This window comes from Streptomyces sp. NPDC097107 (assembly GCF_044762405.1).
Classification (GTDB): domain Bacteria; phylum Actinomycetota; class Actinomycetes; order Streptomycetales; family Streptomycetaceae; genus Streptomyces; species Streptomyces thinghirensis.
The window spans coordinates 495,783-513,590 of sequence record NZ_JBIWEF010000005.1 but is presented as its reverse complement, the minus strand read 5'-3'; the positions used below and the strand labels follow the sequence as shown (position 1 = coordinate 513,590).

Here is a 17,808-nt window from a genome sequence, read left to right as displayed (position 1 = left end):
CGAGAGAGCGGCCCGTCCGTCAGGAACGGGCCGCTCCAGGGGTGCTGCGCGCGGGTCAGGCCTTCAGCGTCCGGATGGCGGTCGGGGCGTGCCCCGGCTCGGTCGCCAGCTCCTCGAACTCCACGACGTTGCCGATGTCGTTGGTGCCCGACATGGAGATGTTGGTGATGCGCTCCAGGATCGCCTCGACCACGACCGGCACCCGGTGCTCGGCGGCGAGCTTCTTGGCCTGCTCCAGGGCCGCGCCCAGCTCACCCGGGTCGGTCACCCGGATCGCCTTGCAGCCGAGGCCCTCGGCGACCTTGACGTGGTCGACGCCGTAGACGCCCAGCTCGGGCGAGTTGATGTTCTCGAACTCCAGGTTGACCTGGAAGTCGATCTCGAACGCCCGCTGCGCCTGGCGGATCAGGCCCAGGTACGAGTTGTTGACCAGGACGTGGACGTACGGGATCTTGTGCTGCGCGCCGACGGCCAGTTCCTCGATCATGAACTGGAAGTCGTAGTCGCCGGAGAGCGCCACGACCTGCGCGTCCGGGTCGGCCTTGGCGACGCCGAGCGCGGCGGGGACGGTCCAGCCGAGCGGGCCGGCCTGGCCGCAGTTGATCCAGTGCCGCGGGCGGTAGACGTGCAGCATCTGGGCGCCGGCGATCTGGGAGAGGCCGATGGTGGAGACGTACCGGGTCTCCGGGCCGAAGGCCTTGTTCATCTCCTCGTAGACGCGCTGCGGCTTGATCGGGATGTCGTCGAAGTGGGTACGGCGCTGGAGGGTCGCCTTCTTCTCCTGCGCGGAGGCGGCCCACGCGGAGCGGTCGGGCAGCCCGCCGGCCGCCTTCAGCTCCTTCGCCACCTCGACGAACAGCTCCAGGGCCGCCTTCGCGTCGGAGGCGATGCCGTAGTCCGGGGCGAAGATCTTGCCGATCTGGGTCGGCTCGACGTCGACGTGGACGAACGTGCGGCCGGCGGTGTAGACGTCGAGCTTGCCGGTGTGGCGGTTGGCCCAGCGGTTGCCGATGCCGAGGACGAAGTCGGACTCCAGGAACGTCGCGTTGCCGTAGCGGTGCGAGGTCTGGAGGCCGACCATGCCGGCGTTCAGCTCGTGGTCGTCGGGCAGCAGGCCCCAGCCCATCAGGGTCGGCACGACCGGGGTGCCGGTCAGCTCGGCGAACTCCACGAGCAGGTCGGCGGCGTCGGCGTTGATGACACCGCCGCCGGCCACGATCAGCGGGCGCTCTGAGGCGTTGAGCAGGCCGATGGCCTTCTCGATCTGGGCGCGGCTCGCGGCCGGCTTGTAGACCGGGAGCGGCTCGTAGGTGTCCGGGTCGAACTCGATCTCCGTCATCTGGACGTCGATCGGCAGGTCGATCAGGACCGGGCCGGGCCGGGCGGAGCGCATCAGGTGGAACGCCTGCTGGAAGACGCCGGGGACCTGCGCGGCCTCCAGGACGGTGACGGCCATCTTGGTGACCGGCTTGGCGATGGAGGCGATGTCGACGGCCTGGAAGTCCTCCTTGTGGATCACCGCGGTCGGCGCCTGGCCGGTGATGCACAGGATCGGGATCGAGTCGCCGATCGCCGAGTAGAGGCCGGTGATCATGTCGGTGCCGGCCGGGCCGGAGGTGCCGATGCAGACACCGATGTTGCCGGGGTGGGTCCGGGTGTAACCCTCGGCCATGTGCGAGGCGCCCTCGACGTGGCGGGCGAGGGTGTGGTTCACGCCGCCGGATGCCTTGAGCGCCGCGTAGAAGGGGTTGATCGCCGCGCCCGGCACACCGAACGCGTCGGTGACGCCTTCGCGCTTGAGGATCTCAACTGCCGCTCGGGCAGCGGTCATACGAGCCATCGAGTACTCCTGCTCCGGCTTTCGGATTCGCACGCCCGTCGCGCCCCGCGGTGAGCTCTTCCGTAGCAACTTCCGTATAGCGAAATTTGTTTTCTACGATCTGGAAGTAATGTAAGTGGGCAGCGGAGGGCCGTCAAGAGAGGACGATGGGGGCCATGTCCGAGACCATCTCGGTGTGCTGCACCGCCTGTGGGCGCCAGCACCGCTACACGGCACCGTCGTATCCCTGTGCGTGCGGAACTCCCGTCGCCCCGGCGCTCGATCCGCGCGGGGTCTCCGACCGCGGTCACCCACCGGACGTGGGACGAGGAGTGGATCGGCGTGCGCTGCGCGGCCTGCGGGACCGAGAGCCGGTGGCCGCGGCCGGAGCTGGGCTGCTCGTGCGGGACGGTGCTGTGCGTGCCGGTGGACCGCGCGGCCACCGCCCGGTCCGGGCGCACCGCCGGGTCGCGGGTCCCGGCCCACCGGGCCGTCCCGGTCCGCACCGCCCGCGACGCGGTCACCGCCGCCGTCCTGTATCTGCGCGGGCTGGGCCACCGGGACGTCCGCCGCGCCGAGCAGCGGCCCGTGTCCGGCATCGGGCTGGCCGCGCCCGGCATCGTCGTCCAGGTGGATCCGACGGTGGGACCGGCCTCGGCGCGGGACGTGGAGTGCCTGTGGCTGACCGCCATGGCGGAGTCCGCGACCTGCGCCTACTTCTCCCTCGCCGGGTACGCCGAGGAGGCCCGCGCCCGCGCCGATCCGCTGGGCGTCGCGCTCTTCGTCCTCGACCCCGCCGGTGTGCCGCGCCCGGTCAACGCGCAGGCCGTGGCGCTGGACGCCACGGCCGGCTGATCCCCCACCCGGTGCGCCCTACGCGCCGTACCGCTCCCGCAGCTCGATCTTGCGCACCTTCCCGGAGACGGTCATCGGGAAGGAGTCGAGGATCCGAAGGCGGCTGGGCACCTTGTAGTGGGCCAGCCGGTCCTCGCAGTAGGCGCGCAGCTCCTCCAGGGTGAGCGGGTCCGCCGCGTCGCGCGGGATGACGCAGGCGAGGACCTCCTCGCCGTAGCGCTCGTGCGGTACGCCGACGACCTGGACGTCCGCGATCTCCGGGTGGGCGTGGAGGAACTCCTCGACCTCGCGCGGGTAGATGTTCTCGCCGCCCCGGATGATCATGTCCTTGATGCGGCCGACGATCTCCACGTAGCCGTCCTCGCGCATCACCGCGAGGTCGCCGGTGTGCATCCAGCGGCCGGCGTCGATCGCCTCGGCGGTCTTCTCGGGCTCCTCCCAGTAGCCGAGCATCACGCTGTAGCCGCGGGTGCGCAGCTCGCCGGCGTCGCCGCGCGGCACGGTCACGCCGGTGACCGGGTCGACGACCTTGACCTCGATGTGGGGCAGGACGCGGCCGACGGTGCCGGTGCGGTGTTCGAGGTCGTCGTCCATCCGGGTCTGGAGGGAGACCGGGGAGGTCTCGGTCATGCCGTAGCAGATGGAGACCTGCTCCATGTGCATCTCGGCGACGACCCGTTTCATGACCTCCACCGGGCAGGGCGAGCCGGCCATGATGCCGGTGCGCAGGGAGGTGAGGTCGTAGGAGGCGAAGTCGGGGAGGTCCAGCTCGGCGATGAACATGGTGGGGACGCCGTACAGAGAGGTGCAGCGCTCCCGCTGGACGGCCTCCAGCGTGGCCTTCGGGTCGAACGAGCGGGCCGGGATCACCATGCAGGCGCCGTGGGACGTGGCGGCGAGATTGCCCATCACCATGCCGAAGCAGTGATAGAACGGGACCGGGACGCAGATTCGGTCCTGTTCGTCGTAGGCGACCAACTCCCCGACGAAGTAACCGTTGTTGAGAATGTTGTGGTGGGAGAGCGTCGCCCCCTTCGGGAAGCCCGTCGTCCCGGAGGTGTACTGGATGTTGATGGGGTCGTCGCAGGACAGCTCCTCGAACGGCACCGGCGTCCCGCGCGCGGTCAGCGCCTCCCAGCTCGGGTCCCCGATGAACACCGTCTCCCGCAACCGCGGGCACCTGTTCCGTACTTGCCCGACCATCGCCCGGTAGTCGCTCGTCCGGTGGCTGAGGGAGGCGACCAGGAGTGAGACACCGGCCTGGTTGAGGACGTACTCGACCTCATGGGTGCGGTAGGCCGGGTTGATGTTCACCATGACCGCGCCGATACGGGCGGTCGCGTACTGGACGAGCACCCACTCGGGGCAGTTGACCGCCCAGATGCCCACCCGGTCGCCCCGGGAGATCCCGCTCGCGAGCAGCGCGTACGCCAACTCGTCGACGTCGGCGGCGAACTGGGCGTACGTCCAGCGCCGCCCGGTCTCCACGTCGACCAGCGCTTCGCGGTCCGGCCAGGCCGCGACCGCGCGGTCCAGGTTGGCGCCGATGGTGTCGTCGAGCAGCGGGGTGTCGCCGACCCCGTGGGTGTACGAGTTCACCGGAAGTCCTCCTCGCGGTACTCGGCGTCCGAACCCGCCGCCGTCGCCTCGCGCAGTTCGATGCGGCGGATCTTGCCGGAGACGGTCTTGGGCAGCTCGCCGAACTCCAGGCGGCGGACGCGCTTGTAGGGGGCGAGGGTCTCGCGGGAGTGCTCGAACAGCACCTTCGCGATGTCCGGGCCCGGCTCCCAGCCGGCCGCCAGGACGACGTACGCCTTCGGCACCGCGAGGCGCAGCTCGTCCGGCGCGGGCACGACCGCGGCCTCGGCGACCGCCGCGTGCTCCAGCAGCGCGCTCTCCAGCTCGAACGGGGAGATCTTGTAGTCGGAGGCCTTGAAGACGTCGTCGCTGCGGCCGACGTACGTCAGGTATCCGTCGGCGTCGCGGGCGCCGATGTCGCCGGTGCGGTAGTAGCCGCCGGCCATCGCCTCGGCGGTGCGGTCGGGGTCGCCGTGGTAGCCGGTCATCAGGCCGACGGGGCGGTCGGACAGGTCGAGGGCGATCTCGCCCTCGACCACGCCGGGCGCGCCGGTGACCGGGTCGAGCAGCTCGACGCGGTAGCCGGGGCTGGGGCGGCCCATGGAACCGGTCTTGAGCACCTGGCCGGGACTGTTGGAGACCTGGACGGCGGTCTCGGTCTGTCCGAAGCCGTCCCGGATGGTCCTGCCCCAGGAGCGACGGACCTGTTCGATCACCTCGGGGTTCAGCGGCTCACCGGCGGCGACGACCTCGCGCGGCGGGGAGGCGAGCTGGGTGAGGTCGGCCTGGATGAGCATGCGCCACACGGTCGGCGGCGCGCAGAAGGTGGTCACCCGGGCCCGGTCCATCTCGGCCATCAGCCGGGCCGCGTCGAACCGGGTGTAGTTGTACAGGAAGACGGTCGCCTCGGCGTTCCACGGCGCGAACAGGTTCGACCAGGCGTGCTTGGCCCAGCCGGGCGAGGAGATGTTCAGGTGCACGTCGCCGGGCTTGAGCCCGATCCAGTACATGGTCGCCAGGTGCCCGACGGGGTACGACACGTGGGTGTGCTCGACCAGCTTGGGGCGCGCGGTCGTGCCCGAGGTGAAGTACAGCATCAGCGGGGCGTCGGCGGCGGTGGGGCCGTCGGGGGTGAAGGCGTCGGAGGCCGTGTACGCGTCCTCGTAACGCCGCCAGCCGGGCTCCGTCGCTCCGCCCACCGCGACGCGCGTGTAGTCGCCGGGCACGTCGGCGAACTTGCCGGTGTCCTCGGCCCGGACGACGACATGGCCCACCCGGCCGCGGTCGACGCGGTCGCGGAGGTCGGCGGGGCCGAGCAGCGGGGTGGCCGGGATGACGACGGCGCGGAGCTTCATCGCCGCGAGCGCCGTCTCCCACAGTTCGGCCTGGTTGCCGAGCATGACGAGGACGCGGTCCTCGGGTCCGACGCCCCACTCGCGCAGCCGGTTCGCGACGCGGTCGGAGCGTGCGGACATCTCGGCGAAGGAGAGCCGGACCTCGGAACCGTCCTCCTCCACGATGTGCAGCGCCGTGCGCTCGTTGCCGTCGGCGATGACGTCGAACCAGTCCAGCGCCCAGTTGAAGTTCTCCGGGCGGGGCCAGGTGAAGCCCTCGTGGGCGGCGGTGTAGTCCTCGCGGTGTTCCAGCAGGAAGTCCCGTGCGCTGCGGAACAGCTCCGTGGCCGTCGTCATCTGTCCTCCTTCGTGCCGAACCTTGCCGGGCGGCTCTGTGCCATCGTCTAATCCGTGATGCAGGTCTCACTACCCCCGAACGGGGGTGTGCGTCCCGGGACGGGCGCGAGGGGGTGTCGTTCGCATCAGGCCGACTCCAGGCATCGGTGCCTTGCAGCCGACCCGAGCGGGGTCTGGTGCGTGCGGCCGCAAGGCGGAGGAGGGCGTCAGGGCGGAGCCCTGGCAACCGACGACGACGCCGCAGATCCGCGTGCCGGACCCCGCGAACCCGGCAAGATCCAAACGACATTCCCCAGGGAGGGCGGAACGAGTGGCGGTGGACGCGTCCGACGGGGTGGAGATCCGGAACGCGCTGGTGAGGATGCGGCGCACGACCGGGCTGCCGGTCGCCTTCGGCGGACTGGTGGAGTCCGGGCGGCGACGGGTGCGCATCAGCGAGCTGAGCGGTACCGCCACGGCCGCGCTCAGCGCCCTCGCGGTGGTCTCGGGCAACGGGCTGGGCGGCAAGGCCGTGGAGCTCACCCGGCCGTGCGCCGTGACGGACTACTCCGTCTCCCGGTACATCAGCCACGAGTACGACCTCCCGGTCGCCGCCGAGGGCCTGCGCTCGGTGCTGGCGGTGCCGGTGGTCGTACGGCGCCGGGTGCGCGGCGTGCTGTACGGCGCCCTGCGCACGGCCCAGCCGCTGGGCGAGCGCACGTTGAGCGCGGCCGTGGCGGCGGCGCGGGACGTGGAGCAGGCGCTGGTGCTGCGGGACGAGGCGGGTGAACTGCTCGCGGCGGCCCGGCCGGAGCCGGCGGGCGACCCCGCGGGCGCCGCGGCCTGGGAACAGGTGCGGGAGGCGCACGCGGCGCTGCGGGCACTGGCTCCCAGGATCGCGGACCCGTCGCTGCGGGACGAACTGCTGCGCGCGTGCGGGCTGCTCGCGGTGGGGAACGGACCCGCCGCCCAGGGGCCCCGGCCGGCTCCGCGCGAGATGGACGTGCTGGCCTGCGTGGCCGCGGGCGCGACGAACGCGGCGGCCGCGGAGCGGCTCGGCCTGCGGCCGGAAACCGTCAAGGGCTACCTGCGCTCGGCCATGCGCAAGCTCGGCGCCCGGACGCGCGGAGAGGCGGTCGTCGCGGCGCGCAGGGCGGGGTGGCTGCCGTAAGGGGTGCCGTTCGGATCCTGCCGGGGTCGCGGCGCCCGCCACACCCATCTGCGGCGTTGTCGTGGTTGCCAGGGCTCCACCCTGACGCCCTCCTCCGCCTTGCGGCCGCACGCACCGGACCCCGCTCGGGTCAGCCGCAACACGCCGTCGCCTGGAGCCGACCCGATCCGGACGACGCCCCCTGGCCCGTGCACGGAGCGGTTCCGATGTCGTGGGCGGGCAATCGCGCTGTTTTCCACGGCCTTTGTTTTCGGTGCCGCCGTTTGTTATTCGCCTCACCTGCTCGCGCCCCCGTAATTGGATGGACCGATGCCTAATATTGGCCGGGACACGACATACGGAGGGGAGCGGTCACCGTGCGACGGGACTTCGCGGAGTCTGGCGGGTGCCGTTCCGACCTGGTCATCGGGCGGGAGGAGTCGTTCGGCGCGGCGCGTGAGCAGCTCGCCCGAGGGGGGAGTGTGCTGCTGCACGGGCCCGCCGGAATTGGAAAGTCGACCGTCCTGCGGGCCCTGGCCGCGGAATATGCCCGCACCGCCCACACCGTGTTGCGCTGCTCGGCCACCGAGTCCGAATCCCATCTGCCCTTCCTGGCCCTCGCCGACCTCCTGGGGCTGGTCCTGGACGACGTGTCGGACGGGCTGCCCGCCGCCCAGCGCACCGCGTTGGAGTCGGCCCTCACCGGGCGCGGCGAGTCCACGCTCCAGCGCGACGGTCTCGCGCTGCGCCTGGCCGTGCTCTCCGCGCTGCGTGCGCTCGCCGCCGAGGGGCCCGTCCTCGTCGTCGCCGACGACCTGCAGTGGCTCGACCCGGCCAGCGCGGAACTCCTCGGCTTCGCCGCCCGCCGCCTGGGCGACACCCCGGTACGGCTGCTGTGCGCGGTGCGGACGGAGGGGCCGGAGACCGAGGGCGCGGCGTACGACCGCCATCTGCGCGCGTCCCCGCCGGACACCCGGGCGGTCCGCCTCGGCCCGCTGACCCGCGCCCAGGTGTCGACGCTGCTCGACGAACGCGGCTACGCGGGCCTGCCCCGCTCCACCGTCCGCGACATCCACCGCACCAGCGGCGGCAATCCCCTGTTCGCGCTGGAGCTGGGCCGGGCGCTGGCCGAGAGCCCCACCCCGCCGCGGCCGGGCGAGCCGCTGCCGGTGCCGACCTCGCTGCGCGCCCTGGTCCTGTCCCGGCTGGAGATGCTGTCGGCCGAGGCGCGGCGCACCCTCCTGGTCGCGAGCGCCGGCGCCCGCCCCACGCCGGCGCTGCTGCACGCGGCCGGCCGGGAGAACGCGGAGGCCGAGACCGCCCAGGCGGCGGCGCTCGGGCTGCTGGCGACCGACCCGGAGGCTCCGACCGTGCGGTTCGCACACCCGCTGATCTCGGCCGCGCTGTACGCCGAGGCACCGGCGCCGGAGCGGCGGGCGGCGCACGCCGCGCTGTCCACGGCGGCCTTTGACCCGATCGAGCGCGCCCGGCACCTGGCCCTGGCCACCACCGGCACCGACCCGGAGGTGGCGGCCCGGCTCGCGGAGGCGGCCGCGCTGTCCCGGGACCGCGGGGCGCCGTCGGTGGCCGCGTCGCTGGGGCTGCTCGCGGCCCGGCACACCCCGGCGGACGGCGCCCCCGGTCCGGACGAGCGCCGGCTGACGGCAGCCGAGGACGCGATCACCGCCGGCGAGCCGGACCTCGCCCGGGACATCGCCCGCGAGGTGCTGACCCGGACCGGCGTGCCCGGCGAGCGGGTACGCGCCTGGATGGTGGTGATCGAGGCGGCCGGGCAGGCCATCGGGGAGGTCGACGCCGTCTTCCCGCAGGCCCTGGCCGACGCGGGTGACGACCCGCGGCTGCTCGCCCTGGTCCACTACCAGCTGGCCTGGCGCTCCCTGGTGGTGCAGGGCGACTTCGCGCAGGGCCGGGAGGAGGCCGCGCACGCGGCCCGGCTGGCGGCGCGGGCCGGGGACCGGCGCACCGAAGTGCTCGCGCTCGCGTTCCAGGCCCAGGCCGAGACGCTGATGGGGCATCCGGGCGCTCCGGCGACCATCCGGCGGGCGCTGGAGGAGCCGCAGGACCCCCGGGTGGCGTGCCATCACAACGGGGCCGGTTCCTCGCGGTTCAGGTGGCTGGTGATGAGCGACCGGCTGGCCGAGGCCCGGACCACCGTCACCGCGCTGCTGCGCGAGGTGCGCCGGCGCGGCATGGCCGAGAGCGAGGTCCACTACCTGCGTTTCCTCGCCGAGACCGAACTGCACTCCGGGCACTGCGGCCGGGCCCTCGAACTGTCCCGGGAGAGCCTGACGCTGGCGCGGGACGCGGGCATCGGCGAGGGCGCGGGCGCGATGCAGGCGGCGCTCGCCGAGGCCGCCGGCGGTGACGTGGAACGCGCGCTGGCGCTGGCGCTGGAGGCGGTGCGGCGGGCCGAGGAGGACGGCGACGCCGTGTACCTGTCGCGGGCGCTGGCCGCGCTCGGGCACGCGAGCCTGGTGGCGGGCGACGCCGGGGCGGCCGTGCGGGCGCTGCGCCGGGTGCGGGAGCTGGAGGCCGGGGCGGGCATCACCGACCCGGCGCGCGGCCGGTGGCAGGGCGACCTCGCCGAGGCCCTGGTGCGCACCGGGGAGCCGGCCGAGGCGCAGGACGTCATCGAGGTCACGCGCGCGCACGCGCTCCGGCTCGGGCGGGAGAGCGTGCTCGCCGTGCTGGACCGGGCCGAGGCACAGGTACGGGCGGCGCGGGGCGAACACCGGTCCGCCGTCACCCGGTTGGCGTCGGCGCGGGAGCGGCTCGCCGGGCTGGGCTACGGCCTGGAGGAGGCGCGGGCGGCCTTCGCGCTGGCGGCGCTGCACGCCGGACGGCCGGGGCGGGCGGCCGGACCGGCGTCGTACGACGAGGCGGCCCGGCTGTTCCGGCGCTGCCGGGCGCTGCCCTGGCTGCGGCAGGTGGAGGCGGCGGTCGCGGCGCAGGCTGCGGGACCGCCCCCGGCACCGCCCGCCGTGCCGGACGCTCTGGCGGGGCTCGCCTCGATGGAGCGTCAGGTGGCCGCGCTCGTCATGGAGGGTGCGACCAACCGGGAGATCGCCGCCCGCCTGTTCGTCAGCGTCAAGACCGTCGAGGCGACCCTGACCCGGGTCTACCGCAAACTCGGGATCCGATCCCGGGTCGACATCGTCAGACTGGCGGCGGGCCGGCGCCCCGACTGAGAGGGCGGGTGCACCGACCTGAGATGGGCGGGTGCACCGACTGAGAAGAGCAGGGCTGCCCAGTCTGAGACGGGCAGGGCTCACCAGCCCGAGACGGGCAGGGTTTACCGACGGTGGACCGAGGGTTTTCCCTGCCCGACTCCCCTAGGGGCTTCCCTCATTGGGCCGTCCGTACCGCCGGTTCTAGCGTGAGCACGTGCCGCTCGCCCGGGCATACGGGGGTCTGTCCCGAGACCCCCGTGCCACCCCCCACGCCCGTGCGACCCCCCACCGGCAACGCCTTGAGGAGACTCATGTTCGGGTTCACCCGCGCCAGATCGGCCGCCGCCGCCCTGGCCACCGCCGGCGCCGCCGCCACCGCGCTGCTCGCCGCGCCCTCCGCCGTCGCCGCACCGCAGCCGATCGTCGGCGGCTCGACCACCACGACGAGCGCGTATCCGTTCGTCATGCAGGTCACGGACGCCTCGCAGGACCAGTTCTGCGGCGGCACCCTGGTCAGTCCCACCAAGGTCGTCACCGCCGCCCACTGCATGGTCGGCGAGACCACCCGCAGCGTGCGCGTGGTCGGCGGACGCACTTACCTCAACGGCAGCAACGGTACGGTCGCCCAGGTCAGCAGGATCTGGATCCACCCTGACTACACCGGCGCAACCAACGGCGACGACGTGGCCGTGCTGACCCTGTCGAGGTCGATGCCGTACACCCCGGCGAAGTACGTCTCCTCCTCCGACACCTCCGTCTACACGGCCGGCACCACCGCCCGCGTCCTCGGCTGGGGCACCACCCGGGAGAACGGCAGCTCCTCCAACCAGTTGCGGACCGCGACCGTACCGGTCGTCTCGGACACGAGCTGCCGCGGCTCCTACGGCGCCGACTTCGTCGCGAGCGACATGGTGTGCGCCGGATACACCTCCGGCGGTGTGGACACCTGCCAGGGCGACAGCGGCGGACCCCTGCTCGTCGGGGGCGTCCTGGCCGGCGTCACCTCCTGGGGCGAGGGCTGCGCCCGGGCCGGTCACCCGGGTGTCTACTCCCGGCTGACCACGTTCTCGGACCTGGTGACCGCGCAGGTCACCTCGTAGCCCCGAACCGACGGCTCTCCTGATCTCCTGAGCACCCCTCAGGTGAAAGACCGGGGGGCGTTGCGAGCCTCCACGAGCGGCCCGCAGCGCCCCCTTTCCACGTCACTCGCGGTCACTCGCGCACCGTCCCGAAGCGGACGTCGTACGCCGCCCCCCGGGTGCATCGTCGCCGGCGCCCGCTCCCCCTCGGCCGCGACCTCGTCCTTGTACGCCTCGGCGAGGCGGTCGAAGGGCTCGACGACGAGCGTCCGTCCCGACCGCGCCCTTCGCCCCCGACCGCCGGGGCCGTCACGCCCTCGGACGCGGACGTGCGCGACGCCTTCGAGTCGGTGGTCAAGCGCTGACCGGCCGCCGGCGGTGATTGCCGCGCCCCCGGCGGGGCACCCGTGCGCACTGTGCACGGACGAGACAAGACCCTGGTGACCGGCTGGTTCAGCTTTCTGCACGGGGAGGCGACCGCCGGGGACGTGCTGGCGCTGCGGCGGGTGGAGGAGGTGCTGCGGGACGCGGGGCTCGCGTACGACGTCGTATGGAGCCCCGGGTTCCGGGCGGACGGTGCGCACTTCGCGGACGTGGACCCGGCGGCGTACTCCCGGCTGGTCTTCGTGTGCGGGCCGGCGCACGGGCCGCAGGTCGAGGAGGTGCACCGGCGGTTCGCGCACTGCGTGCGGATCGCCGTCGGCGTCTCGGTCGTCGACCCCGCCTCCCCGGCCGTCACGGGCTTCCACGAGGTGCTGGCCCGGGACGCCGCCGGCGCCGTGCCGACCCTGGATCTCGCGGCCCGCGCACCCGCGTCGCCCGCCCGGCCGGTCGTCGGGGTGGTCCTCACCCACGGGCAGCACGAGTACGGGGGCCGGCGGCGGCACGATGAGGTCGCCGCGGGGCTGACGCGCTGGCTGGCCGGCAAGGACTGTGCCCGGCTGGAACTGGAGACGCGGCTCGACGCGCACGACTGGCGGCTGTGCGGCACGCCGGCCCAGCTGGAGGCCGTACTGGTCCGGCTGGACCTGGTCGTCACCGACCGGCTGCACGGGCTGGTCCTCGCGCTGCGGGCCGGGACGCCGGCGCTGGCGGTGGACCCGGTCGCGGGCGGCGCGAAGGTGACGGCGCAGGCCCGTGCCTGCGGCTGGCCGGCGCTGGTGGCCGCCGACCGGCTGGCGGAGGACGTGCTGGAGCACTGGTGGGACTGGTGTCTGACCGGCGGGCGGGTCGAGGCCCGCCGGATCGGCGCCGGGTTCCGGGCGGCGGACGCGGCCGCGGATGCCGCGGACGGTCTCGTGGCGGCACTGGAGGCGCCGGGGGTGCCAAGGGCCGGTTAGCTCTCCGACCGCACGGGCACTCGGGGGACCGTCGGTCCGCCCCCGGGAGGAGACATCGTGAGCATCGGCCGACTCCCCGAACACGAGCAGCGCGTACTCGACGAGGTCGAACGGGCGCTGCGCCGCGACCGCCGTCTGGACAGGCGCCTGCGCACGCTGCGGCTCGGCCGCCGCCCCGGCCTGGGCCGCCTGGCCGCGTACCGCCCGCGCACCCTGACCGTCCTGCTGCTGTTCGCGCTGTCGGTCACCCTCATGGTCACCGGCATCGTCACGTCCGAGCCCGGTGTGATCTGGGCCTTCGCCGCGGTGTGGCCGGTGACGCTGTTCACGGCGTTCCGGTTGCTGTGCCGGTGGACCGAGGGTTAGGAGAGGGGACGCGGGGTCGGGGAGGCGGACGGGCGCGTCGCGTCGTGCCGCGTCCGTCAGCCCGTGTAGCTGCGGGCCGTCGAGTCGCGTTGGGCGGGTTCGAGTGAGCGCAGGCGGGCCTCCACCTCCGGCGGCAGCACCCGGCGCTCGCGCAGCACCCACGGCAGGGCGGCCGTCGCCTCCGCGAAGGCGCGCAGGGACGCGGTGTCGCGCGGGACCGTGCGGGCCAGGTGGAGGGTGCGGCGCAGGGCGGGGCCGGCCGGTCGGCGCAGCCAGGTGAACCACAGGGTGTTGCGGATGCCGTGCGCCCGCCGCAGCGTCGAGTCCCGCACCTCGGAGGGACGGTGATGGATCGTCAGGTCGTCGGCGTATGTCAGCCACCAGCCGTTCGCCGCCAGGTCGGCCGCGAGCAGCTCCTCCTCGCCGCCCAGCCACAGTCTGGGGTGGAAGCCGCCCGCGGCGCGGAAGGCGTCGGTACGCAGTACGGTCGCGGCGGCCAGGAAGGACCCGAGGGCCGGCCCCGGAAGCCAGTCCGGGCGGGGCACGGGCGAGTCGCGCAGTTCCTTGACGATCGGGTCCTCGGTGCCGTCGGGTTCGACGAGGATGCGGGCGGTGACCGAGCCGACCGCCGGGTACCGGTCGAGCAGGTCGGCGGCTCCGGCCAGGGAGCCCGGCGCCCACCAGGAGTCGTCGTCGCAGAAGGCGACGTAGGGCGTGTGGACCTGGCGGACCGCCAGGTTGCGGCCGACGGCGCCGAGGTTGCGGCCGGGGCGCAGGAGCCGTACGCGCGGGTGGTGGCGGGCGACGGCGGAGGCGGTTCCGTCGGTGGAGGCGTTGTCGGTGACGATCACCGGGGGTTTCTCGGGGAGTTCGGCGAGGCGGTCCAGGGTACGCAGGAGTTCCGGGCGCCGGTTGTGGGTGATGACGACGACGGTGGTCCGGGTGTCGGTCATGACGTCCCTCCGTTCGCCGTGTCCAGGAGGCGTGCGGCGCGCTCCACGTGCGGGGGCAGGGGCCTGCGGGCACGCAGGGCGGCGGGCAGGCGGGTGAGCGTCTCGCGCAGGGCGCGCCGGGCGTGCGGGTCGCGGCGGGCGTCGGCGGCGAGGGCGCGGGTGCGGGCGAGCGCGTGCGGGAGGGGGCGGCGCAGCCAGGCGGTGAGCAGTTCGTTGCGGCGCACGACGGCCGGACGGTCGGTGCGGGGGCCGGGGCCCGGGTGGTGGTGGGCGGTCACGTCGGGGCAGTGCGTGACGCCCCAGCCGCGGGCGGCCAGGTCGTAGGCGAGGAGGGTCTCCTCGGCGCCGAAGAAGAGGAGGGGGTGGTAGCCGCCCGCGTCGAGGTAGGCCGTACGGCGGGCGACGGCGGCGCAGCCGAGGAAGCCGAGCACCTGGGTGCCGGGCAGGTCGGTGGCCCGGCCGAGGGGGGAATCGGCGAGCAGGTCGTTGAGGGGGTCGGCGGCGTCGGCGGGGCCGACGAGGGTGCGCGCGGAGAGCAGGCCGAGCCGGGGGTGCTCGTCGAAGTGCCGGGCGGCGGCGCCGAGCGCGCCGGGCGCCCACCACGAGTCGTCGTCGCTGAATGCCACGTACGGGGTGTCGAGGGCGCGGACGCCGTGGGTGCGGGCGAGGGCGCCGCGGTTGAACGGCAGGGAGACCACGCGGACCTGTGGGAAGTCGCGGGCCATCATGGCGCGGGTGTCGTCGGTGGACGCGTTGTCGACGACGAGGATCTCGGGCCGCTCGGGCAGCGCGAGCAGGTGCCGCACGGTGACGGCGAGGCTCGCGGAACGGTTGCGGGTGGCGATGACGATGCCGACGGGGGCGGGTTTCGCGGGGTCGGCGTGGTGCCGTTCGCGGGTGCTGGACGGACCGCGGTCCGTGGCGTGGTTCATGGTGCCTCTCCCAGGGCGTCCAGGGCGTCGAGTGCGCCCAGGACGTCGTCGGTGGTGATCCGCAGCAGCGCGGGGTCGGTCTCGTGGCCGTGCGGGTCGCCGTGGTCGCCGTCCGGGCCCGGGTGCCACAGGGTGTGGTGCCGGGGGTGGTCGGGCGGGCCCCAGCGGCTGGGCGGGACCGGGCCGAAGAGGGTGACGGAGGGCGTGGCGTGGGCGACGGCGAGGTGGGCGACGCCGGTGTCGCCGCTGACGACGGCGTGGGCGCCGGCCACCAGGGCGGAGAGCCGGTCGAGGAGCAGGCCGCCGCCGAACACGTCCGTGTCGGGCAGGTCGGCGAGCTTGGCCAGCCGAGCCACCAGGTCTCCCTCGTCCGCTCCCCCGGTGACGACTACCCGGTGCCCCCGTGCGCGCAGCGTCTGAGCCACGGCCGCGTACCGTTCCACGGGCCAGCAGCGGGAGGGGGCGCCGGCGCCGGGGTGCAGGACGACGGCGCCGGGGGCGGGGGACGGTACCTCCGGGCGCGGCAGCCGCAGGTCGGCAGGGTCGGCGTCGATGCCGTACGCCCGCAGCAGCCGGCACCACCGGTCGCGCTCGTGCTCCTCGGCGTACCAGGGCGGCCCGTCCACCTCCGGCGTCTGAGGGTGCGCGAACGCCAGCAGCTTCCGCGGGGCGAGGCCCATCAGCAGACGGTGGCTGGGCGGCCCGTTGCCGTGCAGGTCGACGGCGACGCCGGGGGGCGGACCGGTCCAGTCGAGGGCGCGCGGGACGGCACGGCCGGGCTCGGCGGCGGGCAGTAGCCGGTCCACGGCACCGGTCGCGTCGACCAGGGGCGCCAGCTCGGCGGGGGTGGCCAGCACCAACTCGTGCCCCGGGTACGCGCGACGCAGCGCGCGCAGCGCGGGCACCCCGGCCAGCAGGTCCCCGAGCCCGAGGGCCCGCAGAACGAGCACCCGCGGCCGCGCCCCGCCACCGGCCCCGTGCTCCTCCGGCCGGCTGTCCGGCCCGCTGTCCGGCCCGCTGTCCGGCAACGCGTCGGAGGCGGCGTACGCCGGCCCGGCGCCGGGCGGGTGCGCCGTCCCGCCGGACGGCGGATGCACGGGATCGCCCGTCACGGGCCCACCGGCGGACGCCGCAGGCGCGAGGCGGGCCGCCACGGGCCCACCGTCGGACACCGAAGGCACCGGTTCACCCGTCACGGGCCCACCGGCCGACACCACAGGCACAAAGCCCCCCGCCACAGACCCACCCACCGACACCAAAGGCACAGGACCGCCCGCCACAGACCCACCGGCCGACACCACAGGCACAAAGCCCCCCGCCACAGACCCACCCACCGACACCGCAGGCACTGGACCGCCCGTCACGGACCCACCGGTGGACGCCGAAGGCGCAAGGTCTCCCGTCGAGGCAGGGGACGTGGCGGCGTTCGTCGGCAGGTCGACGGCGGGCGGTGGGGCGGGGGCGGCTCGGCCGCGCGCCGGGGTCGGGGGGTCGTGGGTCATCGCACGCCCTCCGCGGCGCGGGCCATCAGGGCCGTCGAGGAGCGGCCGTCCAGGTAGGGCAGGAGGACCGCCTGGCCGCCCCACTCCTGGAGGAGGGCGGCCTCGGGGAGGTCCGCGCCGGCGTAGTCGCCGCCCTTGACCCAGACGTCGGGACGCAGGTCGCCGAGGAGGCGTTCGGGGGTGTCCTCGTCGAAGACGGCGACCGCGTCGACGCAGGCCAGGGCGCGCAGCACGCGGACGCGGTCGCTGAGGGGGTTGACGGGGCGGCCGTCGCCCTTGCGGCGCTGGACGGAGGCGTCGGAGTTGACGCAGACGACCAGGCAGTCGCCGAGCCGCCGGGCGGCCTGGAGGAGGCCGACGTGCCCGGCGTGCAGCAGGTCGAAGCAGCCGCCCGCGGCGACCACCGTGCCGTGCTGGGCGCGGATGCGGGCGGCCAGGGCGTGCGGGTCGTCGGTGTCGGGCGAGGAGGGTGACACGGGGCCCGTGCCGGCGGGGGGCAGGGCTCCCGCGCCGCCCGCGGCGACGAATGCCGTCGCGGCGCCCACCGCGCCCTCGACGGCCTCCCCCACCAGCGCACCGTCGGCGAGCAGCCCGGCGGCGGTGGCGGCGAACCGGTCCCCCGCGCCGCAGGAGTCGCCGTGGTGGGCGGCGGGCGCGGGGACGAGCAGGGGGTGTTCGCCGTAGGAGAGGAGGGCCCCCCGGGAGCCGAGGGTCACCGTCACCGCGGCCACCCGCCAGTCCCGTACCAGGGCGGCGGCGTTGAGCGCGGCGGCGCGCAGTCCCCCGCCCGGGTGGCCGTCGCGCGGTGCGAAGCCGTGCGCCTCCTTCTCGGCCGGTGTCACCAGCCGGGTGCCGGGGACCGGCGGGCCGCCGCGCGGGTGCGGGTCCCAGACCAGCGGCGGGCGCGCGGTTAGTACGTCCCGCAGGGCGTCCGCCGTGCCGCGGCCGTAGTCGGAGACCAGCACGGCCCGGGCGGAGTGCAGCGCGGCGCGGGCCTCGTCCGTGGCCTCGCGGGCCCGGCCGGCGCCGCGGTCGAGGCGGACGACGGGGCGGCCCTGCGCCAGGACGCGGGTCTTCTCGGGCAGCGTTCCGGTGAGGGGGAGGGCGATCAGGGTCAGCCAGGGGGCGAGGAGTTCGCGCAGGGCCAGACTGGCCGGGTCGTCTCCCGCGCCCGCGATCAGCGTGACCTCGCGGCCGTCACGGGCGGCGAGATACGCGGCGAGCGCGGCGCCGCCGGGGCGTACGCGCTCGGCGCACTCCGACACGACCGGGACCGGCGCGTCGGGCGCGAGGCGGTCGGCGGAGCCGGTCAGGTCGCGGTCCAGCAGGGCGTCGCCGACCACGACCAGGGGGGTCCTGTCAGCCATACGTAC

At 74.6% G+C, this 17,808-nt stretch carries 13 protein-coding genes and 1 pseudogene; 7 read left to right on the top strand and 7 right to left on the bottom strand.

The features are described from left to right. Window positions 1-55 precede the first annotated feature (55 nt). Window positions 56-1,840, bottom strand: coding sequence for a glyoxylate carboligase (gene gcl, locus ACIQ1J_RS15035; RefSeq protein WP_403557125.1), 1,785 nt, complete (start codon window positions 1,838-1,840; stop codon window positions 56-58). A 146-nt stretch (window positions 1,841-1,986) separates the two neighbouring features. Between gcl and ACIQ1J_RS15030 the strand changes: the two are divergent. Next, window positions 1,987-2,674 (top strand): annotated as a pseudogene (locus ACIQ1J_RS15030) (hypothetical protein). A gap of 18 nt (window positions 2,675-2,692) precedes the next feature. On the opposite strand, the gene ACIQ1J_RS15025 reads toward ACIQ1J_RS15030, so the two are convergent. After that, window positions 2,693-4,273, bottom strand: a complete 1,581-nt coding sequence (locus ACIQ1J_RS15025; RefSeq protein ID WP_403557124.1) for an AMP-binding protein — start codon at window positions 4,271-4,273, stop codon at window positions 2,693-2,695. After that, window positions 4,270-5,943, bottom strand: a complete 1,674-nt coding sequence (locus tag ACIQ1J_RS15020) for an AMP-binding protein (protein ID WP_403557123.1) — start codon at window positions 5,941-5,943, stop codon at window positions 4,270-4,272. Before ACIQ1J_RS15020 ends, ACIQ1J_RS15025 begins: the two co-directional genes overlap by 4 nt. A 310-nt stretch (window positions 5,944-6,253) precedes the next feature. Between ACIQ1J_RS15020 and ACIQ1J_RS15015 the strand changes: the two genes are divergently transcribed. The 6 genes from ACIQ1J_RS15015 to ACIQ1J_RS14990 all read left to right on the top strand — a co-directional run bounded on the left by ACIQ1J_RS15015 (window position 6,254) and on the right by ACIQ1J_RS14990 (window position 13,048). Then, window positions 6,254-7,093 (top strand): response regulator transcription factor, encoded by an 840-nt coding sequence (locus ACIQ1J_RS15015; RefSeq protein ID WP_403557122.1) that lies wholly within the window; start codon window positions 6,254-6,256, stop codon window positions 7,091-7,093. 356 nt (window positions 7,094-7,449) lie between these two features. Beyond that, the gene (locus tag ACIQ1J_RS15010) at window positions 7,450-10,281 is read left to right on the top strand and encodes an AAA family ATPase (RefSeq protein ID WP_403557121.1); all 2,832 of its coding nucleotides are present in this window, start codon (window positions 7,450-7,452) and stop codon (window positions 10,279-10,281) included. Window positions 10,282-10,574: 293 nt separating this feature from the next. After that, a complete protein-coding gene (locus tag ACIQ1J_RS15005) occupies window positions 10,575-11,363 on the top strand; it encodes a S1 family peptidase (protein WP_403557120.1) in 789 nt (262 codons plus the stop codon). A gap of 158 nt (window positions 11,364-11,521) precedes the next feature. After that, window positions 11,522-11,707 carry a hypothetical protein gene (locus ACIQ1J_RS15000; RefSeq protein WP_403557119.1) on the top strand — a complete coding sequence of 62 codons (186 nt, stop codon included), beginning with the start codon at window positions 11,522-11,524 and terminating at the stop codon, window positions 11,705-11,707. A 51-nt stretch (window positions 11,708-11,758) separates the two neighbouring features. Further along, window positions 11,759-12,682 (top strand): polysaccharide pyruvyl transferase family protein, encoded by a 924-nt coding sequence (locus tag ACIQ1J_RS14995; RefSeq protein ID WP_403557200.1) that lies wholly within the window; start codon window positions 11,759-11,761, stop codon window positions 12,680-12,682. A 57-nt stretch (window positions 12,683-12,739) separates the two neighbouring features. Beyond that, entirely contained in the window at window positions 12,740-13,048 is a 309-nt protein-coding gene (locus ACIQ1J_RS14990) for a DUF3040 domain-containing protein (RefSeq protein ID WP_403557118.1), read from the top strand. 56 nt (window positions 13,049-13,104) lie between these two features. Here ACIQ1J_RS14990 and ACIQ1J_RS14985 read toward each other — a convergent pair whose 3' ends face one another. From ACIQ1J_RS14985 to rfaE2, 4 genes are all read right to left on the bottom strand, one after another. Next, window positions 13,105-14,001, bottom strand: coding sequence for a glycosyltransferase family 2 protein (locus ACIQ1J_RS14985; protein ID WP_403557117.1), 897 nt, complete (start codon window positions 13,999-14,001; stop codon window positions 13,105-13,107). Continuing rightward, window positions 13,998-14,933, bottom strand: coding sequence for a glycosyltransferase family 2 protein (locus ACIQ1J_RS14980; protein WP_403557116.1), 936 nt, complete (start codon window positions 14,931-14,933; stop codon window positions 13,998-14,000). The genes ACIQ1J_RS14985 and ACIQ1J_RS14980 overlap by 4 nt, the downstream gene beginning before the upstream one ends. Beyond that, on the bottom strand, window positions 14,930-15,883 hold the full coding sequence (locus ACIQ1J_RS14975; protein WP_403557199.1) for a glycosyltransferase family 9 protein: 954 nt from the start codon (window positions 15,881-15,883) through the stop codon (window positions 14,930-14,932). The genes ACIQ1J_RS14980 and ACIQ1J_RS14975 overlap by 4 nt, the downstream gene beginning before the upstream one ends. 548 nt (window positions 15,884-16,431) lie before the next feature. Further along, the gene (gene rfaE2 / locus ACIQ1J_RS14970) at window positions 16,432-17,802 is read right to left on the bottom strand and encodes a D-glycero-beta-D-manno-heptose 1-phosphate adenylyltransferase (protein WP_403557115.1); all 1,371 of its coding nucleotides are present in this window, start codon (window positions 17,800-17,802) and stop codon (window positions 16,432-16,434) included. Window positions 17,803-17,808: the final 6 nt, after the last annotated feature.